The organism is Limnohabitans sp. Rim11, from assembly GCF_001269365.1.
Taxonomy (GTDB): Bacteria; Pseudomonadota; Gammaproteobacteria; order Burkholderiales; family Burkholderiaceae_C; genus Limnohabitans_A.
The window spans coordinates 176,011-201,085 of the sequence record NZ_CXOM01000004.1 but is presented as its reverse complement, the minus strand read 5'-3'; the positions used below and the strand labels follow the sequence as shown (position 1 = coordinate 201,085).

Sequence of the window (25,075 nt, the reverse complement as noted above, 5' to 3'; positions counted from 1 at the left end):
ACTAAGCCTGCAAGACTTGCAGGAGTTCTGTTTCGATTTCAATTTGCTCTCGGTTGTGTTGAAGGGCAGAGCCTTCAATCAAGAAGGTGTCCTCAACCCGTTCGCCCAAGGTGCTGATCTTTGCCAGTTTTAAGCTGATGCTGTGTTTGGCCAAAACAGTCGCCACGCTGTACAACAATCCCAGGCGATCGCTGGCCGAGATACCCAGCAACCAACTCTGTGCTTTTTCGTCAGGGTGCAGGGTGATACGCGGTGCGATAGGGAAATTTTTAACGCGCCTCGAAACTCGGCCTTTAGTAGGTGGCGGCAATTCACCTTTTTTGTTGATGGTGGCACTCAAGCCAGACTCAACCATGGTCATCAATTCTCTGTAGTGTTCGGGCAAAAGAGACGTGACCACTTGGAAAGTGTCCAAGGCATAACCGTTATTGGCGGTATGAATTTTGGCGTCCAAAATACTGAAGCCGGCTTGGTCAAAGTAGCCGCAGATGCGCGCAAACAAATCTGTCTGGTCGGCGGTGTAGACCAAGACTTGCAGGCCTTCGCCCAGGGGTGAAATTCTGGCGCGGACAATACTTTTGGCCTCGCCGTTGGCCAAATCAATTGCGTTGACTTTATTCACATGGCGTGACAACTGGCGCGCATGCCACGCAATTTCGCTGGCATCGTGCCGCATGAAATAGCCTACATCCAGAGTTTCCCAAAGTGCTTTGTGGCCCTCGTGAGGTTCGGAATGAAGCGCAAGTTCGATCAGGGCGTCGCGTTTGCGGGCCTCAATCTCTGCATTGGCATCTGGCGCTCTGCCGCCCAGTACCCTTAAGGTGTATCGGTACAGGTCTTCCAGAAGCTTGCCTTTCCAGGCGTTCCACACCTTGGGACTGGTGCCGCGGATGTCGGCCACAGTTAAAAGATACAAGGCTGTCAGGTGTCTTTCGTTGCCGACGCGCTTGGCAAAGGCGGCAATGACATCGGGGTCACTGAGATCTTCTTTTTGAGCCACATGGCTCATGGTCAGGTGTTCACCCACCAAGAAGGAAATGAGTTTGGCGTCTTCTGCAGGAATGTTGTGTTGCTTGCAAAACAATTTGACTTCCCGCATGCCCAACTGCGAATGATCACCGCCACGGCCTTTGGCAATGTCGTGAAACAAGGCTGCTATGTAAAGCACATAGGGCTTGTCCCAGCCTGCCGCCAATTGCGAGCAGAAAGGGTACTCGTGTGCATGATCGGCAATGAAGAAACGGCGCACATTTCTCAGCACCATCATGATGTGTTGATCTACGGTGTAGACGTGAAACAAGTCGTGCTGCATTTGGCCCACAATGTTTCTGAAGACCCACAAATAACGACCTAGCACCGAGGTCTGATTCATCAATCGCAGGGCATGCGTGATGCCTTCACCCTCCTGCATGATTTTGAGAAAGGTTTGTCTGTTGATTGGGTCACGCCTGAAATTGGCATCCATCACATTGCGGACGTTGTAGAGCGCGCGCAAGGTCTTGGCTGAAAGTCCCTTCACACCTTGCGTTTGCTGATAGAGCAAGAAGGTTTCCAAAATGGCGTGGGGGTGTTTTTGATACAGATCGTCTTGAGCCACATCGATCAAGCCGTTCTTGTCATTGAAGTGCTCATTGATTTTTCTAACTTCAATGCGCAGGTCACCGCGCTCGGCTTGCAAGTGCGCTTCAATGTTCAATAACAAGATTTGATTGAGCTGTGTGACGGCTTTGGCGGCCCAGTAATACTGACGCATTAGAACTTCGCTGGCCCGTTGCTTGTGCTTGCCATCGGGCGTGCTTTTGGCTTCGTAGCCAAAGCTTTCGGCCAAGGCGTGCTGCAAATCGAACACCAATCGATCTTCGCGTCGCTTGGCCAACAAATGAAGACGCGCACGAATCAAACTCAAAACGGCTTCATTGCGTTTGATTTGCTTCACTTCGAGCGGAGTGGCCAAGCCTTTTTTTGCCAGGTCATCCCAGTTGCTGCCCAAACCTGCAGCCTTTGAAACCCACAGAATGATTTGCAGGTCACGCAGTCCGCCTGGTGATTCTTTGCAATTGGGTTCTAGCGAATAGGGCGTATTTTCAAACTTGTTGTGTCGCTGTTGCATCTCGAGGGTTTTGGCCACAAAAAATGCATAGGGATCCATCGCGTCACAGAAACCTTGCCAGAATTTTTTGAAAAGCGTTCGGTTGCCCGTAATGAATCGACTCTCCAGCAAGGATGTTTGAACGGTAATGTCCTTTTCGGATTCAATCAAACAGTCTTTGAGATTTCGGACGCTAGATCCAATTTCTAAACCGCTGTCCCAGCAGCTGCCAATGAAAATTTCCAACTTGGCTTTGAGTTCAGAAGACTCTTCGGTGTTGGCTGTATCGGGTAGCAAAACCAACACATCCACATCAGACGAAGGAAACAACTCACCCCGTCCAAAACCGCCAACCCCAATCAAGGCTTCACCCTGATTAAAGCCCGCATTGGACCAAAGCTGAACCAAGAGGGCATCGGCCAAATGGGCCAAGCGAATCAGCGTTCTTTTAAGACCCCGACCGCTGGCATTGCTGGATTCAATGTGTGTCCAGAGCGCCTGTTTTTCCTGCCGATATTTATCGCGCAATACCGACACATCTGACATGGCTTTATCCCTTGATGAAATCTGGAACGGGCGGGCTGCCTGCCGACAAGGTCAAGACTTCGTAGCCTGTTTCAGTGACCAAAATGGTGTGTTCCCATTGCGCTGAGAGTGAGCGGTCTTTGGTGACGATGGTCCAGCCATCGCCCATTTCTTTGATGTCGCGTTTGCCGGCGTTGATCATGGGCTCGATGGTGAAGGTCATGCCGGCTTTGAGCTCTTCCAGCGTGCCAGGCTTTCCATAATGCAAAACCTGCGGTTCTTCATGGAAAACTTGGCCAATGCCGTGGCCACAAAATTCGCGAACAATGGAGAAACCTAAGTTTTCAGCAAATTTTTGAATGGCCCAACCAATGTCGCCCAAACGAGCCCCTGGTTTGACCTGGGCTATCCCATGCCACATGGCTTCGTAAGTGACGCTGCAAAGGCGTTTTGCGGCAATAGAAGCCTCACCCACATAGAACATGCGGCTGGTGTCGCCGTGCCAGCCATCTTTGATGACCGTGATGTCAATGTTGACGATGTCGCCCTTTTTGAGGGCTTTGTCGTTGGGAATGCCGTGACACACCTGATTGTTGATGGAGGTGCAAATTGATTTGGGATAGGGCGCGTAACCAGGCGGCTGATAATTCAGGGGAGCAGGCACGCATCCCTGAACATTGACCATGTAGTCATGGGCCAATTTATCGAGTTCATTGGTGGTGACACCGGGCTGAACGAAAGGTGTCAGGTAGTCTAAAACCTCGGAAGCGAGCCGACCGGCCACACGCATTCCGGCTGCCCCTTGGGCGTCTTTAATAGAGATTGTCATGGGTGCGGATTATCCCATCTCAGGCCTGATTTTGCATAAATTGCCCTTTCAGGCGGTTAAAATAAGCGCACGATAAATACCCCAGTCAGCGGTATTTCAGATCTTTTTCCCACTTGCCTCCAAGGCCACACAGTGACCCTGCATACACACATCCTAGAAGGCGGCAACGCCCTTAGCGCATTTCGAACTCAACAATTGCTTTCTCAGTTGCAGGCACTGTGCCCAGACATCTCAGGCCTTCAAGGCCGATTTGTGCATTTGGTGGCTTCCGAAACGGCCATCTCATCGGCTCAAACAGAGGTCCTTCAACAGCTTTTAACTTACGGTGATCCTGCCGTTTCGCTGCCCGGCGCCCATCACGTTCTGAACGTCATTGTTTCGCCGCGTTTAGGCACGGTATCCCCTTGGGCTTCCAAAGCGACCGACATCGCCCACAACTGCGGTCTGGCAGTTCGCAGAATTGAGCGCCTGATTGAATACGTTTTGCAATTTAAAAGCGCTTCTAAACTGAATGCGATATCCGCTGAAATTAAGTTGCAGTTGGCTGACCTGTTGCACGATCGCATGACCGAGTCTATTTTGACAACCAGAAATGACGCGGTGGCCTTGACGCAAGAATTGCACGCGCAAGCTTTATTGCACGTCGATGTTCTGAAGGGTGGGCGGGACGCCTTGGTCAAAGCCAACCAAGAATTTGGTTTGGCTTTGGCTGAAGATGAAATTGATTATTTGTTGTCGTCCTTTCAACATCTGGGCCGTAACCCGACTGATGTTGAATTGATGATGTTTGCGCAGGCCAACAGCGAACATTGCCGTCACAAGATTTTCAATGCCAAATTCACCATTGATGGCGAAGACCAAGCCCACAGTTTGTTTGGCATGATCCGTCATACGCACCAGCAAAATCCTCAGCACACCGTGGTGGCTTACTCGGACAATGCCTCCATCATGGCGGGGCATGAGGTTGAACGTTTTGTAGCTAAGCAAGGTGGCGCCTACCAAAAAGAAACCGCTACACACCACGTGCTGATGAAGGTTGAAACCCACAACCATCCCACAGCTATTTCACCATTCCCTGGCGCATCTACAGGTGCCGGTGGCGAAATCCGAGACGAGGGCGCTACAGGCCGTGGCTCGAAGCCTAAAGCGGGCTTAACGGGTTTTACTGTTTCAAAATTGTGGGACGCGCCCCACGGCAAACCTGCACACATTGCCAGCCCACTTCAAATCATGACGGAAGGCCCCTTGGGTGGCGCAGCATTTAACAATGAGTTTGGTCGCCCCAACTTGTTGGGTTACTTTCGCGAGTACGAACAGGTCGTTGACGGCGTAGTTCGGGGCTATCACAAGCCCATCATGATTGCCGGTGGCGTTGGTGTGATTGACGACATCCAAACTAAAAAAATTGAATTTCCTGCAGGTACTTTGCTGATTCAATTGGGTGGGCCGGGAATGCTGATTGGCATGGGCGGCAGTGCAGCCAGTTCAATGGCATCGGGTACGAATGCCGCCAATTTGGATTTCGATTCTGTGCAGCGTGGCAATCCAGAAATTGAACGCCGCGCGCAAGAGGTCATCAACCAATGTTGGATTCTGGGCACAGACAATCCTATTCTGGCCATTCACGATGTAGGCGCTGGCGGCTTGTCCAATGCCTTTCCAGAACTGACCAACGACGCTGGCCGTGGTGCTCGTTTTGATTTGCGTTCTGTGCCCTTAGAGGCATCTGGTTTGTCACCCAAAGAAATCTGGTCCAACGAAAGTCAAGAGCGTTACGTGTTGGCCATTGCCCCAGAATCACTAGAAAGGTTCAAAGCTTTTTGTGAACGTGAGCGATGCCCCTTTGCCGTTGTTGGTGTCGCCACCGAAGAACGTCAATTGGTATTGGCCGATGATCAAGCAGTGGCTGCAGATCAACAACAGCCCGTCAACATGCCCATGAATGTGCTGTTGGGCAAGCCGCCCAAAATGCACCGCGATGTCACTTCGGTTCGTCGCCAGACGCAAAGCATCCAACTGACAGGGGTTCAATTGCAAGAGGCTGCTCTCAAGGTATTGAGCCACCCCACGGTGGCCTCCAAGAGATTTTTAATTACCATTGGCGACCGCACTGTGGGCGGCTTAACCCACCGCGATCAGATGGTGGGGCCATGGCAGGTTCCTGTGGCCGATTGCGCAGTGACACTGGCTGATTACAAAGGCTTCCAAGGTGAAGCCATGAGCATGGGCGAGCGAACCCCTTTGGCCAGCGTCGATGCGGCAGCTTCTGGCCGCATGGCAGTTGCTGAAGCCATTACCAATTTATTGGCGGCACCCATTGAGTTAGATCGTGTCAAGCTTAGTGCCAATTGGATGGCCGCTTGTGGCGAGCCTGGTGAAGATGCCGCCTTGTTTGAAACTGTCAAAGCCGTGGGCCTTGAACTGTGCCCGGCCTTAGGCATTTCAATTCCCGTTGGCAAAGACAGCTTGTCCATGAAAACGCAGTGGACCGATTCAAAGGGCTCACACAAAGTGACCTCGCCTGTGAGTTTGATCGTCAGTGCCTTTGCATCTTTGTCCGATGTCAGGGGCACTCTCACGCCTCAGTTGAATGCCAGCCTAGAAGACAGCAGTTTGATTCTCATTGACTTAAGCAATGGACAACAGCGCATGGGTGGCAGCATCCTAGGTCAAGTCTTGAACCAGTCGGGTGATGCTGTCCCAGATCTTGAATCACCGCAAAATTTGATCAATGTGGTCAAGGCTATCAACGAACTGCGTGCCAAGGGACAAGTGCTGGCCTACCACGATCGATCTGATGGTGGCTTGTTCAGTACCGTGGCCGAAATGTGTTTTGCTGGCCAAGTGGGTGTGGCACTCAACGTGGACTTGCTGGTCACGGAAGGTGATGGCATCAGTGACAGCCGCGCCGAATACGGCGATGCCAAAAACTGGGCAAAACAAGTTAGCGCGCGCCGCGAAGAACTGACACTCAAAGCTTTGTTCAATGAAGAGCTAGGGGTGGTCATTCAAGTTGCTACACAAGACCGCGCCGAAGTCATGCAAGTGTTGCGTGAGCACCATTTGTCCAAGCACAGTCACGTCATTGGCAAAGTGAGACCTGCTCATTCGGTCATTGCCAAAGGCGTGGGTGAACTCAGTATTTGGCGCGATACGCAAGAAATTTTTGCAGCCAAACTAGAAGACCTGCATCAAGTTTGGGACAGCGTGAGTTGGAAAATTTGCCAGCAACGCGACAACGCTCTTTGCGCAGACTCTGAACACGCGGGTGTTGGTTTGCCAGGCAATCCTGGACTGCATGTGTCTCTTGGTTTTAACCCAGAGGACAATGTGGCAGCGCCTTGGCTCAATTTGTCAAAGCCTCGGGTTGCCATTTTGCGAGAGCAGGGTGTCAATTCGCATGTGGAAATGGCTTATGCCTTTGCAGAAGCCGGATTTGAGTCGCACGATGTTCACATGACCGATTTGCAAACGGGCCGAGTCAGTTTGCAAGACTTTAAAGGTTTGGTCGCATGTGGTGGATTCAGCTATGGCGACACTTTGGGGGCTGGTATTGGTTGGGCACGCAGCATTACTTTCAATGCCAAATTGTCTGATGAATTCAAAGCTTACTTTGCACGCCAAGATACATTTGGTTTGGGCGTCTGCAATGGCTGTCAGATGTTTGCTGAATTGGCCGACATCATTCCGGGTGCACAAGACTGGCCAAGATTCACGACCAATCAAAGCGCGCGATTTGAAGCCCGCTTGTCGATGGTTGAAGTGCTTGATTCACCCAGTATTTTTCTGCAGGGTATGGCAGGTAGTCGGATGCCGATTGCTGTGGCGCACGGTGAAGGGTTTGCCAACTTCAAATACCGCGGTAATCCAGAACGCGCGCTTGCTGCAATGCGCTTTGTAGACAACTGGGGGCAAGCCACCGAAACTTATCCTGCCAATCCAAATGGCAGTCTTGGCGGCTTAACGTCGGTCACTACAGCAGATGGTCGTTTCACCGCCATGATGCCGCACCCTGAACGCGTTTTCAGGAATGTTCAAATGAGTTATACGACGGGTGATGTGTCTCGCCACAGCCCTTGGTTAAGACTGTGGCAAAACGCTCGCAAGTGGGTTCAATAAAACTTATTGAACTTTTGCTTTGGCGCGCAAGTCGTCTTGGTACTTGGCCAATTTGGATTGCGTCAATTGCTGCGTAATTTGTGGCTTCACTTCATCCAGCTTGGGCAATTGGGCTTCACGGACATCGTCAACACGAATGATGTGAAAACCAAATTGGCTCTTGACGGGTGCGTCGGTCATCTGACCTTTTTCAAGCTTGATCATGGCATTTGAAAACTCAGGCACATAACTGGCAGCATTGGCCCAATCCAAGTCGCCGCCATTGGCACCAGAACCTGGATCTTTGGAAGCTTTCTTGGCCAAGTCTTCAAACTTAGCGCCTTTTTTGATGTCGGCAATCAAGGACTTGGCTTCGTCTTCTTTTTCAACCAAGATGTGACGCGCACGGTATTCCTTGCCGCCATTGGCTGCCACAAATTTGTCGTATTCGGCTTTGACTTCAGCATCTGTGACTGGGTTCTTTTTCTGAAAGCTGGCAAAGAGTTCACGGATCAACAAGCTTTGACGTGCCAATTCAATTTGCGCTTTGTAATCTTCAGAAGTTTCGAGGCCACGTTTGCGAGCCTCTTGCATGAAAATTTCACGTGCAATCAATTCTTCTTTAATTTGAGCCAAGATTTCAGGCGTGACGGGACGACCAGAGCGCTCAACTTGCTGCTTCAAGGCTTCAACGCGTGAACTTGGCACAGGCTTGCCATTGACGATGGCCAAATTTTGGGCCCAAGCAGACAAACTCAAAGCGGCCAACAGACTTACGACCAATTTAGAAACTTTCATGAAATTCTTTCAATAACAAATAGATAAACGATCATCGAAACTCGATGGCCAAGGCATGAAGGCCATGATCCAAGAATTCTTGGAGCGAATCATACACAAGCCGATGGCGCTGCACGCGGGTCAGCCCCTCAAACTGGGTAGAGGCAATTCGAACCCTGAAATGACTGTTTAGACCCGATTCGCTGGCCCCAGAATGGCCAGCGTGTTGGTAACTTTCGTCAATTACCTCTAAAAAGCTGGGGCTGAATTGTGCTTCGAGGGTTTGAGCCATCAGTGGTTGCCACGACGTATCTGGGGAAAGTGATGACAAATTGTGCATATCAAGAACCTTCGGGACCTTTTTCAACAGCCTTCTGATCAGCATCCTCTGGCGATTGAATGGCATATTTGGCAATAAAAAATCCCGTTCCAACGATGAAGGTCAACGGAAATATATAACCCCAAATTTTAAAATCAACCCATTGTTCTGTGGCGTAATAGGCTGCCACATACGCGTTGATGGCGGCCATGAAGATGCAATAGCCTATCCAAGCAAGGTTCAGGCTGTGCCACTTTGGAAGCGGAAGTTTGACCTGGCTGCCTAGCATCGAAAGGAGCAGGTTCCTTTTGAAAACATACTGGGAAACCCAGAGTGCCAAGGCCAAACACCCGTAAAGTAGCGTTGGTTTGAACTTGATAAAACGGTCGTCTTGAAAAAACAAAGTCAGGCTGCCAAAGACCAAAATCAGCGCCAAACTGGCCTTTTGCATGGTCGCCAATTTGCCTTCCATTCTGTACATCAACAAACTTTGCACTACGGTGGCGCCCATTAAAACGGCTGTCGCTTCATAAATGCTGGCGTATTTGTAGGCCGCAAAGAACAGCAAAATGGGAAATAAATCTAGAATAATTTTCATGTCACGGCTTCTTAAATTGGAGGGATGCCGAGTTCATGCAATAACGCAAGCCGGTTGGTTTAGGGCCATCTTCAAAAACATGGCCCAAATGAGCGCCACATTGGGCGCAAACACTTTCAACCCTGACCATGCCGTGGCTGCGGTCTACTTTATCAAGGATGGCGCCTGGTTCGGCCGCTTGATAAAAAGAAGGCCAACCGCAGCCGGCATCAAACTTAGTGCTTGAGTCAAATAGCTTTGCTTCGCAGCAAACACAATGATACTGGCCAGGTTCCCAGTGGGTTTCGTACTTGCCGGTAAAAGGTCTTTCTGTGGCAGCGCGGCGAGTCACCTCAAAAGCCAAAGGCTCTGCATCTTTGGCACGCAAATATGCGCGCCATTCTTCATCAGTTTTAGGGTGTGGTTTTGAATTCATGGCGATTAGGACGAACAGCTAATTTCGATCGATGATGCCCAAGCAGGCGGTAAATTGGCGTAATGATCAAAGTCTGCTTGATCATCAAATGGCGACTGTAACAACTTGAACAGTGTTTCGACTTCAGAATGATCGCCTATTTTAGATTTTTGAATGGCTGATTCAGCCAAATGATTTCGCAAAATGTATTTGGGGTTGACTTTGAGCATGCGTGCTTGGCACTTGGTGGTGTCAAGCTGCCCCAAGCGATCGAGGTACCGAACTTGCCACGACTGCCACGCTGCTTGATCGATGAATAAATCGGAAACATAACGCCAAGCGGGCGCATCAGCACTGGACTCAGTGACTGCACTACTGAGTCTTCGCCAAAAAACTGTGAAATCGACTTGTTCTGCAGCCAGTCTTTCTAGCAAGTCATTCAACAACAATTTATCTTTTTCAAGTTGATCTGGGGCATCCGATACGTCAAGTCCTAGCTTGTTCAAAAATTTGGATGTCCAAGCATCAGCAAAACTAGATTTGTAAGATTCCAGAGCGCGCATGGCCAATTCTTGCGTTTCAATCAATGGCATGAGTGCTTGGCCCAAACAAAATAAATTCCAATAAGCCACTTGCGGTTGGCGGCCATAAGCATACCTGCCCATGTGATCAGAATGGTTGCAAATGTGATTGGGATTAAAGCCATCCATAAACTGAAACGGCCCGTAATCCAATGTCAATCCCATGATGCTCATGTTGTCTGTGTTCATGACGCCATGACAGAAGCCCACCGATTGCCATTGCGCCATGAGTTGCGCAGTAGATTGCGTCACTTCATAAAGCAAATTGGCGTAGGGGTTGTCAGAGAAATCCTGACTAGAGTGAACAAAATTTGCCAAAGTGAAATCAGCCAACTGTTTTAAGTTGTCAGAACTTTGGGCAGAGACCTGATTGGCAAAGTGTTCAAAGTGACCAAAGCGAATAAAGCTTGGAGCTGTGCGCGTCACAATGGCCGCAGTTTCGATGTCTTCGCGAATGACTTTTTGTGGCGATGTGGTGATGCAAAGTGCGCGTGTCGTCGGTATGCCCAGTCCCGCCATAGCTTCACTGCACAAATACTCACGAATGCTAGAGCGCAAAACGGCACGGCCGTCGCCCATTCTCGAGAAAGGCGTTTTGCCTGCACCCTTCAATTGAAGTTCGATCGTGCCCTTGTCAGATTTAAATTCACCAAGGCTTAAAGCACGTCCATCGCCCAGTTGACCCGCCCACTGACCAAATTGATGGCCGCTGTAAACGCTGGCCCTAGCTTGCATGCCATCCCAAAGACCGTTGCCGCTAAACACAGCCAAGCCCTCTGGTCCATTCAACCAGTCCTGCGGCAGCCCCAGCGATTGACTCAATGCTTCATTGCGGGCGACCCACGTGGGGTTAGGCACAGGGGAGGGCAGTACTTCGGCCGAAAATTCAGAGCCAAGTTTGGCAAAACGATTGATCCAGTTCATGTTTGACATTGTCCGTCCCTTTCGATGGACTTGTGGTCCCACTGGTTTTTGGAAAGCCGTTGGCCATTCGTGCTACAAAGCGGCTTGTTTTATCAAATACCTGAGGTTGTTATGTTGGGACTCATGCAGCAGCAGTCATTGCTGATTTCTTCTTTGATTGAATTTGCAAACCGCCATCACCATGATGGCGAGGTTGTTTCGAGGCGTGTCGAGGGCGACATTCACAGATACACCTGGGGTGATGTGGCCAAACGATCACGCCAAGTTGCCCATGTGCTGGACAATCTCAAACTGGCCCAAGGCGATCGCGTCGCTACGCTGGCCTGGAATGGCTATCGACATTTAGAGCTTTACTTTGGTGTCAGCGGCTCAGGAAGAGTCTTGCATACCCTCAATCCCAGATTGCACCCCGACCAAGTGGTATGGATTGCCAATCACGCCGAAGATCAAGTGCTTTGTTTTGACATGACCTTTTTGCCACTGGTGCAAGCGGTACATGCCAGATGCACCACGGTGAAGCATTGGGTTGCTTTGTGTGACAAAGACAAGCTTCCAGTCGACTCAGGCATTCCCAACTTAATGAGTTATGAGGCTTTGCTTGAAGGCCAATCGACTGAGTACGACTGGCCCGATTTAGACGAAAACACCGCATCTAGCATGTGCTACACCAGTGGCACCACGGGTAACCCCAAAGCAGCGTTGTACAGCCATCGCTCTACATTGCTTCACGCTTATGCCGCTGCATTGCCCGATGTGATGTGCATTTCGGCAAGAGACGCCATCTTGCCTGTGGTACCCATGTTCCATGTGAATGCATGGGGTATTCCCTATAGCGCGGCCATGACAGGCGCCAAATTGGTTTTCCCAGGACCTGCTTTGGATGGCAAGTCTGTGTACGAGTTGATCGAATCTGAAAAAGTCACATTTGCTGCGGGTGTGCCCACGGTGTGGCAGATGCTGTTGGGTCACATGAGACCGGCCAAACTGCGGTTCTCATCGCTCAAACGAACTGTGATTGGGGGCTCCGCTTGTCCGCCCGCCATGATTGATGCATTCAATGAAGACTATGGCGTTGATGTTTTGCATGCTTGGGGCATGACAGAAATGAGCCCCTTGGGAACCTTGTGCACACTTAAAAACAAACATCTGTCTTTACCCGCTGAAGATCAAATGAAAATTCGCCTCAAGCAGGGGCGTTGCATCTTTGGTGTGGACTTGAAAATTGTGAACGATGCGGGTGAAGACTTGCCGCACGATGGCAAAACCTATGGCGACTTGCTGGTTAAGGGTCCCTGGATCATTCGGGAATATTACAAGCAAGAGGGCCCTGGTGCTTTGGTGGAAGGTTGGTTTCCAACAGGCGATGTAGCAACCATTGACGAAGATGGTTTCATGCAGATCACAGACCGCAGCAAAGACGTGATCAAGTCGGGCGGCGAATGGATCAGTTCAATTGACATTGAAAACATTGCGATGGGTCACCCCGATGTGGCCATGGCCGCTTGCATCGGTATGGCACACCCCAAGTGGGATGAAAGGCCCATTGTTTGTGTGGTTAAAAAGCCTGGAAGCAACTTGACTGCTGCTGAGTTGTTGCAATTCTACGAAGGCAAAACAGCCAAGTGGCAGATACCTGACGATGCTGTTTTTGTAGAGGCCATTCCATTGGGCGCAACAGGCAAGATGTTGAAAACCAAGTTGCGCGAACAGCTTTCAAATTACAAACTTCCAAGTGCATGAGAAGCCTTTTTTGGGGTGGGGTGATGCTTGAATTTGCCTAGGGCAAACCCCGACCGAAAAATTACATAAAACAGTTACGCTCACAACGTTAATTTCTCATTCACAGTTGGAGACACACATGAAATTTGCAGTTCGTTCAATCGCAGTCGCCGCAGTGGCTTTTTGCGCATTCGGTGCCCACGCCCAAAAAGGCGAAACCGTCAAGATCGCATGGATTGACCCCTTGTCTGGCCTGATGGCACCCGTGGGCAACAATCAACTTAAGAGTTTCCAATTCTTTGCTGAGAAATACAGCGCGATCAACAAAGCCGGCGTCAAATTTGAAGTGGTTGGTTTTGACAACAAACTCAGCCCCGCCGAAAGCTTGAACGTCTTGAAGGCCGCCACCGACCAAGGCATTCGTTACATCACACAAGGCAATGGCTCTGGTGTGGCAGGTGCTTTGATTGAAGCAGTCAACAAACACAACGAGCGCAACCCTGGCAAAGAAATTATTTTCTTGAACCACTCCGCAGTGGATCCTGATTTCACCAACAGCAAGTGCAGCTACTGGCACTTCCGTTTCGACGCAGACACTTCCATGAAAATGGAAGCTCTGACGACGTTCATGAAAGATCGTCCAGAAACCAAAAAAGTATTCTTGCTGAACCAAAACTATTCACACGGTCACCAAGTGGCCAAGTTCTTCAAAGAAGGTATCAATCGCAAGCGTCCTGACGTTCAAATCGTTGGCGAAGACTTGCATCCTTTGGCACAAGTTCGTGACTTTGCACCTTACATCGCCAAGATCAAAGCATCTGGCGCCGACTCTGTGGTCACAGGCAACTGGGGCTCTGATTTGGCCTTGTTGGTGAAAGCTGCCAACGAAGGTGGTTACACAGGCAACTTCTACACATACTACACTGGCGTTACAGGCACACCTACAGCCTTGGGCAAGAGCGGTGAAGGCCGAGTCTTCCAAATTGCCTATGGTCACTACAAAATGGGTGGCCAGATGGACAAATGGCAAGATGAGTTCAAGGCCAAGTTCAACGACGACTTCTACACTGGCTCAGTCCATAGCATCTTCGCCACCTTGGGCGATGCCATGGCCAAAGCCAAATCAACAGACCCCGTCAAAGTCGCTGCTGCCATGTCTGGCCTCAAGACTACCAGCGTGTTCAACGGTGAAGTTGAAATGCGCAAGGCCGATCACCAGTTGCAACAGCCTTTGTACCTCACGGTATGGAGCAAAGTTGATAAAAAGTACAACTACAGTGTTGAAAACACTGGCATGACTTTGGTGCCTGTGAAGGAATTCCCATCCTACATTTCCAGCACACCCACCAGCTGCCAGATGAAGCGTCCAGCTTAATTAATGTGAGTCTTCGGATGGGCCCGCTCCTCAGGGTGTCGGGCCCATCTTGTTTTTTGTGACTTGCCATGGGTGGCGGAAAGTAGTTTTATGGAGTTCTTCATCATCTCCATGCTCAATGGTTTGAGCTACGGGTTGTTGTTATTCATGCTCAGTTCAGGCTTGACCCTGATCTTCAGCATGATGGGCGTTTTGAATTTTGCGCACGCATCGTTCTACATGATCGGTGCTTATTTTGGTTACACCTTAACCAGCATCATTGGGTTTTGGCCCGCCTTGTTGGTGGCGCCTATTTTGGTGGGCGCAACAGGTGTTCTTTTTGAGCGCTTGTCCTTGCGCAAAGTGCACAAGTTCGGTCACGTGCCTGAATTGCTGGTCACCTTTGGTTTGTCCTACATTGTTTATGAGTTGGTTCAGCTCATTTGGGGCCGAACTGCAGTCGATTTCACACCTCCCGAAATTCTTCGGGGTGCAGCCTTTACCTTGGTTAATCACTCCATCGATGGCTTGCAATTGATATGGGGCGCAGCGCCTGCCGAAATGTGCAAGGCAGCTGATACCACCATCCGATTGGTTTGCACACCGTTTCCAGCCACTCGCGGTTTCATGATGATCGTGGCATTGATGATGTTGATTTCGCTCTGGCTACTCCTCACCAAAACACGCATTGGCTTGGTGATTCAGGCCGCGCTGACACATCCTGAGGCAGTTGAATCACTGGGTCACAATGTGCCTCGCGTGTTCATGCTGGTGTTTGGTGCCGGTACAGGCCTGGCCGGATTGGCTGGCGTGATCGGTGGCAGCACTTACGTCACAGAACCCGCCATGGCCGCAACGGTAGGCTCTGTTATTTTTGTGGTGGTTGTGGTGGGCGGCATGGGCTCCTTGTCGGGTGCTTTCCTTGCCTCTGTGCTCATTGGTGTCATTCAAACTTTCGCCATCGCGTTCGACTATTCGTTTATCAGCGTGGCTCAAAGCATGGGCGTAACCTTGTCCGACGCAGCACGAAACAACTCTGTTCTCAAATTGACGGTGTCACAAGTGGCGCCCATCTTGCCTTACCTGTTCTTGGTTTTGATTTTGATTTTCCGTCCTAAAGGACTTTTAGGAACGAGGGAAGGTTGACATCATGGCTACGTACAAATTTAAACCTTACAACGTTGGCAGATGGATCATTTGGAGTCTGTTTGCGCTCGTCTTGATTTTTGCACCATTGCTGTTCACCAGTAATTTGTCTGGCACCATGTTGGCGCAAATGGGCATTGCCATCATTGCCTGCTTGTCCTACAACATGTTGTTGGGACAAGGCGGCATGTTGAGTTTTGGTCATGCGGTCTACACGGGCCTTGGCTCCTTCATGGCCATTCATGCATTGAATGCTGTCACAGCAGGGCAGTCTAATATTCCTGTCAGTTTGATTCCCTTGGTGGGTGGTGTTGCAGGCATGGGCTTCGCTGTCTTGCTGGGATTTGTCACCACCAAAAAGTCAGGAACGCCCTTCGCCATGATTACCTTGGGTGTTGCCGAGTTGGTCTTTGCTATGTCCTTGATGTTCTCTGAGTTCTTTGGCGGCGAGGCCGGTATTTCTGGCAATCGCGTGGCAGGGTCCAGTGTGTGGGGCATTACTTTTGGTCCGCAAATTCAAATTTACTACCTCATTGCCATTTACACATTCATCTGTGTTGCTTTGATGTATGCCTTTACCCAAACACCTTTGGGACGTATTTTGAACGCCGTTCGTGACAACCCTGAACGCGTCGAGTTCATTGGTTACAACACGCAAAAAGTTCGTTATTTGGCTTTCATCATTGCCGGTTTTTTTGCGGGTATCTCCGGTGGACTGGGCGCCCTTAACTTTGAAATTGTCACGGCTGAGGTGGTCGGTGCAGGCCGCTCCGGTGGTTATTTGTTGTTTACCTTTTTGGGCGGTGCCACGTTTTTCTTTGGTCCCATCATTGGCGGTATTTTGATGGTGTTGGCCTTTGTGCTCTTGTCAGAATTCACCAAAGCTTGGTTGCTTTATTTGGGTTTGCTGTTCTTGTTCATGGTGATGTATGCACCTGGCGGTATTGCCAGCCTCATCATGATGAATTTGCGCGTGGCTGCTTTCGGCAAACTCAAACAAATTTGGGTCAGTTATTTGGGCTTGATGACGACAGCGCTGGTGGCCCTCATTGGTGCGGGTGCCATGATTGAAATGGTGTACCACCTGCAGCTAAATTCTGCTTTGGGCGACACCCTCAAATTCATGGGCGTCACCTTGAATGCCAAAGGCGTCGACAGCTGGGTGGGTTCTGTCTTTATTTTGCTCACTGGTTTGGGTTTATTTGAAGTTGCTCGCCGACACTTCTTAATTGAGTGGGGCGACATTCAAGTCGAAATTGAAAAAGAAATTAAACGTCGGGAGACAGCGTGATGTCTTATGCGCTAGAACTCAAAGATCTCCGAAAGAATTTCGGAAAAACAGAAATCATTCGCGGTGCCAATTTGGCTGTCAATGCGGGCGAGCGCATTGCCATCATTGGGCCTAATGGCGCTGGTAAATCAACGCTGTTCAATTTAATCAGTGGCCGTTTTGGTCCCACCAGTGGCGAAATCTTGCTCAATGGTCAACGCATTGACCACAAAGCACCCTACGAAATCAATCGCATGGGTTTGTCGCGTAGCTTTCAAATTACCAACATCTTTCCAAAGTTGAGCGTGTTTGAAAACTTGCGCTGCGCAGTTTTGTGGAGCCTGGGTTACAAGTACACCTTCCTGAAGTTTTTATCGGGCTTGAAGGATGCCAATGAACTGGCTGAAAAATACATGGAGATGATCCGACTCGATAAGAAGCGCAATCTATTGGCCATGAACCTCACCTATGCAGAACAACGTGCCTTAGAAATTGGCATCACCATTGCAGGGGGCTCTAACGTTATTTTGTTGGATGAACCTACTGCAGGTATGAGCAAAAGTGAAACCACTCGTTTTATCAGTTTGATCAAAGAAGTGACCATCGGCAAAACTTTGCTGACCGTGGAGCACGACATGGGCGTTGTGTTTGGTCTTGCAGACAAAATTGCCGTAGTGGTTTACGGCGAAGTCATTGCCTTCGACACACCCGAAGCTGTTAGATCAAACGCACGCGTGCAAGAAGCTTATTTGGGCTCACATGTGGCCGATGAACAAGCGGGAGCCCACTGACATGCTGAACATCGACAACTTACATGCCTACTACGGCAAAAGCCACGTGCTCCATGGCGTTAGCTTCAACGTCAATCCTGGCGAAATTGTGGCCTTGTTGGGACGCAATGGCTCGGGTCGATCTACAACGGCCAAGGCCATCATGGGTCTGGTCGACTCACAGGGTCAAATCGATTGGAAGGGTCAAGCCATCGTTGGCAAGAAGGCTTTTGAAATTGCGCACTTGGGCATCGGTTATGTGCCAGAGAATCGAGATATCTTTCCCAAGCTCACAGTTCATCAAAACTTGTTGTTGGGCCAAAAGGGCAAAGGGAAGGGCAGTCGTTGGAGCTTCGACGACATGTACCAGATGTTTCCTCGCTTGTTAGAGCGTCAGCACACAGAATCCGGCGTTTTGTCTGGGGGTGAGCAGCAAATGCTAACCCTGTGCAGAACACTCATGGGTGACCCCGATCTCATCATCATTGATGAACCAACTGAAGGCTTGGCCCCCAAAATTGTCGAATTGGTTGGCCAGTACCTCAAGACACTGAAAGACAGAGGCGTTTCTGTTTTATTGATTGAGCAAAAATTAACCATCGCCATGAAAATCTCAGACCGTGCCTTGGTCATGGGCCATGGCAGCATTGTTTTTGAAGGCACGCCCACCGAGCTCAACAACAATGTCTACATCCGCAAGGAGTGGCTGGAAGTTTAATTCTCTACAGGGACCCAAAAAATTCGTCCCTTAAGCGACTTTCCCTCTACCCACTTCCCAAGAAACATCTTAGAATTGTCCAAAATAGAACGCCCGTTCTATTTTGGGATTGACACCACCTTTAGAGGAAAACCAGCATGACCGCTGAATACAAAGTCATAGGCGATGTGGCCGTGATCACCATGAGCAACCCTCCCGTCAATGGGCTTGGACTTGCAACCCGCGTTGGCATCACCAATGGCTTGACTCAAGCCAACAGTGACGCTGCCGTCAAATCCATCATCATTACGGGTGCTGGCAATGCCTTTTCTGGCGGTGCCGACATCAATGAATTTGGATCACCCAAAGCCATCCAAGAACCCAACTTGTTAAGTGTCATTCGCGCTTGCGAAAACTCGGCCAAACCCGTTTTGGCAGCAGTTCATTCAGTTGCCATGGGCGGTGGATTGGAGTTGGCGCTGGGTTGCCATTACAGAATGGCTGCGCCAGGCTGCAAAGTGGCATTGCCTGAAGTCAAGCTGGGCTTGATTCCCGGTGCAGGCGGAACGCAACGTTTGCCTCGTGTCCTGGGTGTTGAGCCAGCGCTGAACATGATTGTCAGTGGCGAACCCATCAACAGCGAAATGTTGGCCATGTTGCCTGGCCAAAAGCTGTTTGATCGCATGGCCACTTCTGCTGAGTCCTTGGCTGCTGAAGCCATGGCTTACGCCAAAGAGTTGGCCGCACAACATGCAGACGGTTCTGCTTTGCCGTTAGTTCGCAACTTGCCTTGTAAGCACCCTCAGGGCGACGCTTACTTCCAGTTCGCTCGCAACATGGTCAAAGGCATGGCCAAGAACTATCCCGCACCGCCCAAGTGTGTGGATGCAGTTGAAGCCGCCACCAAGAAAAAATTTGAAGACGGCATGGTCTTTGAGCGTGAAATTTTCACCAACCTCATGTGGACACCTGAGTGCCGCGCCTTGCGTCACATTTTCATGGCCGACCGCGCTGCTTCCAAAATTCCAGATGTGCCAAGCGATACGCCAAAGCGCACCATTGCTTCCGTTGCTGTCATTGGTGCTGGCACCATGGGTGGCGGCATCTCCATGAACTTCTTGAACGCAGGCATTCCTGTCAAGATGCTCGAGATGAAGCAAGAAGCTTTGGACCGCGGCGTGGCCACCATTCGCAAGAATTACGAAGCGCAAGTCAAAAAAGGCAAGTTGAAGCAAGACAAGTACGACCAGCGCATGGCTTTGCTCACCACCACTTTGAGCTACGACGACATCGGCAGTGCCGACCTGGTCATTGAAGCCGTGTTTGAAGAGATGGGCGTCAAAGAAGCCGTCTTCAAGAAACTCGACGAAGTGATGAAGCCAGGCGCTATCTTGGCTTCTAACACATCTACTTTGGACGTCAACAAAATTGCTTCCTTCACCAAGCGTCCTGAAGACGTGGTGGGCATGCACTTCTTCAGCCCTGCCAACGTGATGAAGTTGTTGGAAGTGATTCGCGGCGCCAAAACCAGCAAAGAAGTTTTGGCCACCGTCATGGCTTTGGGCAAAAAGATCAAGAAAACTTCTGTGGTGTCTGGCGTCTGCGATGGCTTCATCGGCAATCGTATGATTGAACAATACAGCCGCCAAGCAGGCTTCCTCATTGAAGAAGGTTGCACCCCTGCACAAGTTGACAAGGCCGTCGAAAAATTCGGTTTTGCCATGGGACCCTTCCGCATGGGCGACTTAGCCGGCAACGACATTGGTTGGGCCATACGCAAGCGCCGCAATGTTGAGCGTCCTGGCATGAAGTACAGCAAAACAGCCGACCTCTTGTGCGAAATGGGACGCTATGGTCAAAAGACGGGTGCAGGCTGGTATGACTACCAAGCCGGCAAACGCGATGCCATCCCCAGTGCCTTGGTGGTGGAGATGATTGAAAAACACCGTGCCGCTGAAGGCATCACACCGCGCAAAATTTCTGACGAAGAAATCGTGCAACGTTTGGTCTTCTCTTTGGTGAACGAAGCCGCTCATATTCTTGAAGAAGGTATTGCCAGCAAGGCCAGCGACATCGACATGGTCTACCTCACCGGTTATGGTTTCCCCATCTTCCGCGGTGGCCCCATGCTGTATGCAGACCAAGTTGGTTTGTTCAACGTGGCAGAAGCCATGAAGCGCTTTGCTAAAAACCCACGCGACGATGCCGCTTTCTGGCAACCCGCACCGCTGCTTGCCCGTTTGGTGGCAGATGGCAAAACATTCAACTGATCAGAGGTATTCAATATGACCAACGCCGTCATTGTTTCGACCGCACGCACACCTCTGGCTAAAAGCTGGAAGGGTGCTTTCAACATGACCCATGGCGCCACTTTGGGTGGCCATGCGGTACAACACGCTGTTCAACGTGCAGGCATTGATGCTGCTGAAGTTGAAGACGTCATCATGGGTTGCGCCACACCGGAAGGTGCAACCGGTGCCAACATTGCACGTCAAATTGCTTTGAAGGCTGGCCTGCCCATTTCTGTGTCTGGCCTCACCGTTAATCGTTTCTGCTCCTCTGGTTTGCAGACCATCGCGCTGGCAGCTCAACGCATCATTGCTGGCGAAGGCCAGGTGTATGTGGCGGGTGGCGTTGAGAGCATTTCTTGCGTTCAACAAGAAATGAACCAACACATGTTGCAAGATTTGGCCTTGGCCAAAATGAAGCCAGAGATTTACTGGAACATGTTGCAAACGGCTGAGCAAGTGGCCAAACGCTACAAAATTAGCCGCGATCGCATGGACGAATACGGTGCTGGCAGCCAACAAAAAGCTTGTGCAGCCCAAGCCGCTGGTTTGTTCAATGACGAAATTGCACCCATCACCGTGTCTGCGGGTGTGATTGACAAAGTCATGGGTCTCATGACCAAGCAAGTGACCGTGAGCGCCGACGAAGGTTTGCGTGAAGGCACCACCGTAGAAGCCATCGCCGGTTTGCGTTCTGCCTTGCCAGGTGGTTTGATTTCTGCTGGTAACGCCAGTCAGTTCTCTGACGGCGCAGGCGCTTGCGTATTGATGGACGAAAAGTTAGCAGAGCAACGTGGTTTGAAACCCCTGGGTCGCTTCTTGGGCTTTGCCGTTGCAGGATGCGAACCCGACGAAATGGGCATTGGTCCTGTTTACGCAGTGCCCAAAGCATTGGCTCGTTTGGGCCTCAAAGTTTCCGACATCGATTTGTGGGAACTGAACGAAGCTTTCGCCGTGCAAGTTTTGTATTGCCGCGATACATTGGGCATTCCGCCCGATCGCCTGAATGTCAATGGCGGTGCCATTGCGGTGGGTCACCCTTACGGTGTTAGCGGTCAGCGCCTCACAGGTCACGCTCTAATCGAGGGCAAACGCCGCGGTGCCAAGCGTGTTGCTGTCACCATGTGCATTGGTGGTGGCATGGGCGCTTGCGGTATTTTTGAAGTGCTCTAAACGCTCAAGCCGAGCACTTACTGAACTTCCACGGGCGTCCCGCTAACCATGCAGGCCGCCCGTTTTTATTTTCACTGAGACCTACTTAACATGAGCCTTCGGACTACTCTGGATTTTTTGTTGTACGAATGGTTGGACGTGAACCAACTCCAGCAACGCGAGCGTTTTGCCGACCACAGCCAAGAAACTTTTGATGCGGTGCTCGACACATGCGAGCGAATTGCGCGCGAAAAATACGCACCATTTAATCGCCTCGTGGACACCGAAGAGCCACGCTTTGATGGCGACAAAGTGATCTTGCCGCAAGCCACACACGATGCTCAGAAGGCCTATGCAGAATCAGGCATGCTGAGCGCAGCACAAGATTACGAAATTGGTGGCATGCAATTGCCATACACCGTAGAGGCCGCCGCCAATACATTTTTTGCCATGGCCTCCGTCAGCATGGGCTCTGGCTTGCTAACTGTTGGCAATGCCAATTTACTCATGGCCCACGGCTCTGAATTGCAAAAACAGGTGTTTGCACTCAATGAGTTTTCCGGACGTTGGTCGGGCACCATGTGCCTGTCAGAACCCCAAGCTGGCTCTTCGTTGAGCGATGTGATGACGCGCGCTACGCCAGATGGCGCAGCCTTTCAGCAAGATCCTTTGGGTGCGCGCTATCGCCTCAAAGGCAACAAGATGTGGATTTCGGCAGGTGAGCATGAACTCACCGAAAACATCATTCATTTGGTCTTGGCCAAAATTCCAGGACCCGATGGCAAACTGATTCCGGGTGTAAAAGGCATTTCTTTGTTCATCGTACCCAAAAAAATGGTGAACACCGAAGGCCAATTGACAGGCGTGCGCAACGATGTGGCCTTGGCGGGTTTGAATCACAAATGTGGCTGGCGTGGTACCACCAACACACTGCTCAATTTTGGCGAAGGCAAATTCAAAGTCTCAACTGACAACACAGATTCCGATGGCTCGGGTGCCGTCGGTTACTTGGTGGGCGAGCCTGGCCGTGGTTTGGGTTACATGTTCCACATGATGAACGAAGCGCGCATTGGCGTGGGCCTGGCAGCCACCATGTTGGGAATGGCAGGCTATGAGGCCAGCTTGGAATACGCTAAAAACCGTCCACAAGGTCGTCCCGTTGCGGGTGGCACACAAAAAGTGGTGAAAGATGCAGCGCAAGCACAGGTTCGCATCATTGAACACGCCGACATCAAACGAATGTTGTTGGCTCAAAAATCTTATTGCGAAGGTGCTTTAGCACTTGAGCTGTATTGCGCCAAGTTGGTGGACGAGCAGCACACCGGTTCTATCGAGAACGCCGACGAAGCACGCTTGTTGCTTGAAGTCCTAACACCCATTGCCAAAAGCTGGCCCAGCGAATGGTGCCTTGAAGCCAATAGCTTGGCCATTCAAATTCATGGTGGCTACGGCTATACACGTGACTTTCCCGTCGAGCAGTACTGGCGCGACAACCGATTGAACATGATTCATGAAGGCACCCACGGCATTCAAGGCATGGACTTGTTGGGTCGCAAAGTTTTGATGGAAGAGGGTAGAGGCGTTAAGCTTTTGGCTGCTCGCATGTTGGCCACAGCCCAAAAAGCACAAGCGCTGCCAGACTTGGCAGACGACGCAAAAGCCTTGACGGCTGCGCTTCAAAAAGTCACACAAGCCACCCAAATGGCATGGGTTACAGGTCAGCCACAAGAAGCTTTGGCCAATGCCGTGCCTTATCTGCAAGCCTTTGGTCACTTGGTTTTGGCTTGGGTTTGGCTGGATGTCAGTGCCTCTTGCAGAGGGGAAGCAACACCGGCCCAAACTGGCCGTCAAGCTGCCGCCAAATACTTTTACCGTTATGAGCTGCCCAAAATTGATGCTTGGTTGAACGTGGTTGGCAATCGGGATATGACGTGTGCGAATTTGTCTGAGGAGGCATTCTGATGAATCAATTTAATTCTTCTATCAAAGGCTTGCGTCACATTGTGATGTGGCGGTTGAAAGACGAAGCTGCTGGCCAGCCAAAAGCGGAGAACATACTAAAAGCGCAGGAGGCCCTGATGCGCTTCTCAAATTTGGTGCCAGGCATAGAACTGTTTGAAGTGGGCCTAAAGACCGACGGTCTTGATTGCACCTGTGACTTGATTTTGAATTCTATTTTTAAAGACGAAGCGGCATTGAAAGCCTATCAAAATCATCCTGATCACCTCGCAATTAAACCCTTGATGAAGGCCATCGTTGAGCAACGTCAATGCATGGACTTTTGGCAATAATTTTTTACTAAGGATTGAACATGACACGTACTGTCAAACAACTTTTCGACTTAACAGGCCAAACTGCATTGGTCACGGGTGGCTCACGTGGGCTGGGCTTGCAAATGGCACACGCATTGGGCGAAGCCGGTGCACGTATTATGGTGAGTTCACGCAAGGCAGCAGACTTGCAGGAAGCAGTCGCCGAACTCAAGGCCGCCGGCATTGACGCTGACTTTATCGCTGCAGATTGCGCCAAAGAAGAAGACATTCGACGCCTTGCGCGCGAAACAGTTGAAAAAATGGGCCGCATTGACATCTTGGTCAACAACGCCGGCGCAAGCTGGGGTGCACCCGCTGAAACTCACCCCGTTGAAGCGTGGGACAAAGTCATGAACCTGAACGTGCGCGGATATTTCATTTTGTCGCAAGAGGTGGCCAACTTGTCCATGATTCCCAATGGTCGTGGAAGAATCTTGAACTTGGCCTCGATTGCAGGTTTGGCAGGCAATCCGCCCGAAATGCAAACCGTTGCTTACAACACCTCCAAAGGTGCGGTCGTCAATTTCACCCGTGCATTGGCGGGCGAATGGGGCAAGTTCGGAATCACTGTCAACGCCATTTGCCCAGGCTTCTTCCCAAGCAAAATGACTTACGGTTTACTGGAAAAAATCGGCGCTGAAAACATGGCCAGCCATGCGCCATTGAACCGACTGGGCGATGACGAAGACTTAAAAGGTTTGACCTTGTTGTACGCCAGCGAAGCCGGCAAGCACATCACAGGTCAATGGCTAGCAGTTGACGGTGGCGTTAGCGCCATCATTGGTGGTTAAGTCAGCACATGAGTATTTCATTTGGCGTTCACATTCCGTTTGTGGCCCATCTTGGCTTTTCTATGGAGAAGTTTGAAAATGGCACATCGGAGTTACATTACAGCCCGCGCCCTGAACACCACAACTCTTTTGATATTCCACATGGTGGGGCACTAATGACCTTACTCGACGTGGTCATGGCAACTGCTGCACGCAGTGTGGATCCTGAAATGGGAGTCGTCACGATTGAGATGAAAACCAGTTTTATTCGACCTGCAACGACCAAGGGCAATGAGTCTTTGGTGGCCAAAGGTTTACTCATACACCGTACCAAAACCATGGCGTTCACTGAAGGAAAGGTTTATGACGCAGCGGGTCAGTTATGCGCTCATGCCACGGGTACTTTCAAGTATGTCAAAAGAACAAATTAAGACATATCGCCAATTTCGACTGACTAAATAAA

The 25,075-nt window shown here is 50.5% G+C and carries 20 protein-coding genes; 13 read left to right on the top strand and 7 right to left on the bottom strand.

Features of this window, described 5'->3' with window-relative positions; translation table 11 throughout:
• Position 1 precedes the first annotated feature (1 nt).
• Together AMM03_RS11980 and map are read right to left on the bottom strand one after the other, a co-directional pair.
• Positions 2–2,635, bottom strand: a complete 2,634-nt coding sequence (locus tag AMM03_RS11980) for a [protein-PII] uridylyltransferase (protein WP_090131918.1) — start codon at positions 2,633–2,635, stop codon at positions 2–4.
• Between the two features lie 4 nt (positions 2,636–2,639).
• Positions 2,640–3,443 carry a type I methionyl aminopeptidase gene (map, locus tag AMM03_RS11975; protein WP_090131916.1) on the bottom strand — a complete coding sequence of 268 codons (804 nt, stop codon included), beginning with the start codon at positions 3,441–3,443 and terminating at the stop codon, positions 2,640–2,642.
• A 132-nt stretch (positions 3,444–3,575) separates the two neighbouring features.
• On the opposite strand from map, the gene purL reads away from it, so the two are divergent.
• Positions 3,576–7,562: a phosphoribosylformylglycinamidine synthase gene (gene purL / locus AMM03_RS11970; protein ID WP_090131914.1), complete on the top strand. Its 3,987-nt coding sequence runs from the start codon at positions 3,576–3,578 to the stop codon at positions 7,560–7,562.
• 3 nt (positions 7,563–7,565) lie between these two features.
• Here the strand turns inward: purL and AMM03_RS11965 are convergent, their stop codons facing one another.
• Genes AMM03_RS11965 through AMM03_RS11945 form a run of 5 tightly spaced genes read right to left on the bottom strand, consistent with a single transcriptional unit; the run spans position 7,566 to position 11,143 of the window.
• On the bottom strand, positions 7,566–8,339 hold the full coding sequence (locus AMM03_RS11965; protein WP_090131913.1) for a peptidylprolyl isomerase: 774 nt from the start codon (positions 8,337–8,339) through the stop codon (positions 7,566–7,568).
• Positions 8,340–8,370: 31 nt separating this feature from the next.
• Positions 8,371–8,610 (bottom strand): BolA family protein, encoded by a 240-nt coding sequence (locus AMM03_RS11960; RefSeq protein ID WP_228764688.1) that lies wholly within the window; start codon positions 8,608–8,610, stop codon positions 8,371–8,373.
• 49 nt (positions 8,611–8,659) lie between these two features.
• A complete protein-coding gene (locus AMM03_RS11955) occupies positions 8,660–9,235 on the bottom strand; it encodes a septation protein A (RefSeq protein WP_090131910.1) in 576 nt (191 codons plus the stop codon).
• 1 nt (position 9,236) lies between these two features.
• Positions 9,237–9,650, bottom strand: a complete 414-nt coding sequence (gene msrB / locus AMM03_RS11950) for a peptide-methionine (R)-S-oxide reductase MsrB (RefSeq protein ID WP_090131908.1) — start codon at positions 9,648–9,650, stop codon at positions 9,237–9,239.
• Positions 9,651–9,655: 5 nt separating this feature from the next.
• Complete coding sequence (locus AMM03_RS11945; RefSeq protein ID WP_090131906.1) at positions 9,656–11,143, bottom strand: protein adenylyltransferase SelO; 1,488 nt, start codon at positions 11,141–11,143, stop codon at positions 9,656–9,658.
• A gap of 102 nt (positions 11,144–11,245) precedes the next feature.
• Here AMM03_RS11945 and AMM03_RS11940 point away from each other — a divergent pair, with 102 nt between their 5' ends.
• From AMM03_RS11940 to AMM03_RS11885, 12 genes are all read left to right on the top strand, one after another.
• Entirely contained in the window at positions 11,246–12,874 is a 1,629-nt protein-coding gene (locus AMM03_RS11940) for a 3-(methylthio)propionyl-CoA ligase (protein ID WP_090132119.1), read from the top strand.
• A 118-nt stretch (positions 12,875–12,992) separates the two neighbouring features.
• Positions 12,993–14,228, top strand: coding sequence for a branched-chain amino acid ABC transporter substrate-binding protein (locus tag AMM03_RS11935; protein WP_090131904.1), 1,236 nt, complete (start codon positions 12,993–12,995; stop codon positions 14,226–14,228).
• Positions 14,229–14,318: 90 nt separating this feature from the next.
• Positions 14,319–15,353 carry a branched-chain amino acid ABC transporter permease gene (locus AMM03_RS11930; RefSeq protein WP_090131901.1) on the top strand — a complete coding sequence of 345 codons (1,035 nt, stop codon included), beginning with the start codon at positions 14,319–14,321 and terminating at the stop codon, positions 15,351–15,353.
• Positions 15,354–15,357: 4 nt separating this feature from the next.
• A complete protein-coding gene (locus AMM03_RS11925) occupies positions 15,358–16,644 on the top strand; it encodes a branched-chain amino acid ABC transporter permease (protein WP_194942879.1) in 1,287 nt (428 codons plus the stop codon).
• The gene (locus tag AMM03_RS11920) at positions 16,644–17,414 is read left to right on the top strand and encodes an ABC transporter ATP-binding protein (protein ID WP_090131897.1); all 771 of its coding nucleotides are present in this window, start codon (positions 16,644–16,646) and stop codon (positions 17,412–17,414) included. Before AMM03_RS11925 ends, AMM03_RS11920 begins: the two co-directional genes overlap by 1 nt.
• A 1-nt stretch (position 17,415) precedes the next feature.
• Entirely contained in the window at positions 17,416–18,111 is a 696-nt protein-coding gene (locus AMM03_RS11915) for an ABC transporter ATP-binding protein (protein WP_090132118.1), read from the top strand.
• 137 nt (positions 18,112–18,248) lie between these two features.
• Entirely contained in the window at positions 18,249–20,360 is a 2,112-nt protein-coding gene (locus AMM03_RS11910; protein ID WP_090131895.1) for a 3-hydroxyacyl-CoA dehydrogenase NAD-binding domain-containing protein, read from the top strand.
• Between the two features lie 15 nt (positions 20,361–20,375).
• Positions 20,376–21,551: an acetyl-CoA C-acyltransferase gene (locus AMM03_RS11905; protein WP_090131893.1), complete on the top strand. Its 1,176-nt coding sequence runs from the start codon at positions 20,376–20,378 to the stop codon at positions 21,549–21,551.
• Between the two features lie 90 nt (positions 21,552–21,641).
• Entirely contained in the window at positions 21,642–23,492 is a 1,851-nt protein-coding gene (locus tag AMM03_RS11900; RefSeq protein ID WP_090131891.1) for an acyl-CoA dehydrogenase, read from the top strand.
• Positions 23,492–23,821 (top strand): Dabb family protein, encoded by a 330-nt coding sequence (locus tag AMM03_RS11895; protein WP_090131889.1) that lies wholly within the window; start codon positions 23,492–23,494, stop codon positions 23,819–23,821. Before AMM03_RS11900 ends, AMM03_RS11895 begins: the two co-directional genes overlap by 1 nt.
• A 20-nt stretch (positions 23,822–23,841) precedes the next feature.
• Entirely contained in the window at positions 23,842–24,633 is a 792-nt protein-coding gene (locus tag AMM03_RS11890; RefSeq protein WP_090131886.1) for an SDR family oxidoreductase, read from the top strand.
• A gap of 8 nt (positions 24,634–24,641) precedes the next feature.
• Positions 24,642–25,043: a PaaI family thioesterase gene (locus AMM03_RS11885; protein ID WP_090131885.1), complete on the top strand. Its 402-nt coding sequence runs from the start codon at positions 24,642–24,644 to the stop codon at positions 25,041–25,043.
• The last annotated feature ends 32 nt before the right edge of the window (positions 25,044–25,075 follow it).

Bases quoted from the DNA above. Each gene is read 5' to 3' on its own strand.
- AMM03_RS11940 (WP_090132119.1), top strand. From the start codon at position 11,246: ATGTTGGGACTCATGCAGCAGCAGTCATTGCTGATTTCTTCTTTGATT.
- AMM03_RS11980 (WP_090131918.1), bottom strand. From the start codon at position 2,635: ATGTCAGATGTGTCGGTATTGCGCGATAAATATCGGCAGGAAAAACAG.
- AMM03_RS11945 (WP_090131906.1), bottom strand. From the start codon at position 11,143: ATGTCAAACATGAACTGGATCAATCGTTTTGCCAAACTTGGCTCTGAA.
- msrB (WP_090131908.1), bottom strand. From the start codon at position 9,650: ATGAATTCAAAACCACACCCTAAAACTGATGAAGAATGGCGCGCATAT.
- AMM03_RS11915 (WP_090132118.1), top strand. From the start codon at position 17,416: ATGCTGAACATCGACAACTTACATGCCTACTACGGCAAAAGCCACGTG.
- AMM03_RS11905 (WP_090131893.1), top strand. From the start codon at position 20,376: ATGACCAACGCCGTCATTGTTTCGACCGCACGCACACCTCTGGCTAAA.
- AMM03_RS11955 (WP_090131910.1), bottom strand. From the start codon at position 9,235: ATGAAAATTATTCTAGATTTATTTCCCATTTTGCTGTTCTTTGCGGCC.
- AMM03_RS11960 (WP_228764688.1), bottom strand. From the start codon at position 8,610: ATGGCTCAAACCCTCGAAGCACAATTCAGCCCCAGCTTTTTAGAGGTA.
- AMM03_RS11895 (WP_090131889.1), top strand. From the start codon at position 23,492: ATGAATCAATTTAATTCTTCTATCAAAGGCTTGCGTCACATTGTGATG.
- AMM03_RS11920 (WP_090131897.1), top strand. From the start codon at position 16,644: ATGTCTTATGCGCTAGAACTCAAAGATCTCCGAAAGAATTTCGGAAAA.
- AMM03_RS11885 (WP_090131885.1), top strand. From the start codon at position 24,642: ATGAGTATTTCATTTGGCGTTCACATTCCGTTTGTGGCCCATCTTGGC.
- AMM03_RS11935 (WP_090131904.1), top strand. From the start codon at position 12,993: ATGAAATTTGCAGTTCGTTCAATCGCAGTCGCCGCAGTGGCTTTTTGC.
- map (WP_090131916.1), bottom strand. From the start codon at position 3,443: ATGACAATCTCTATTAAAGACGCCCAAGGGGCAGCCGGAATGCGTGTG.
- AMM03_RS11930 (WP_090131901.1), top strand. From the start codon at position 14,319: ATGGAGTTCTTCATCATCTCCATGCTCAATGGTTTGAGCTACGGGTTG.
- AMM03_RS11900 (WP_090131891.1), top strand. From the start codon at position 21,642: ATGAGCCTTCGGACTACTCTGGATTTTTTGTTGTACGAATGGTTGGAC.
- AMM03_RS11925 (WP_194942879.1), top strand. From the start codon at position 15,358: ATGGCTACGTACAAATTTAAACCTTACAACGTTGGCAGATGGATCATT.
- AMM03_RS11965 (WP_090131913.1), bottom strand. From the start codon at position 8,339: ATGAAAGTTTCTAAATTGGTCGTAAGTCTGTTGGCCGCTTTGAGTTTG.
- AMM03_RS11910 (WP_090131895.1), top strand. From the start codon at position 18,249: ATGACCGCTGAATACAAAGTCATAGGCGATGTGGCCGTGATCACCATG.
- AMM03_RS11890 (WP_090131886.1), top strand. From the start codon at position 23,842: ATGACACGTACTGTCAAACAACTTTTCGACTTAACAGGCCAAACTGCA.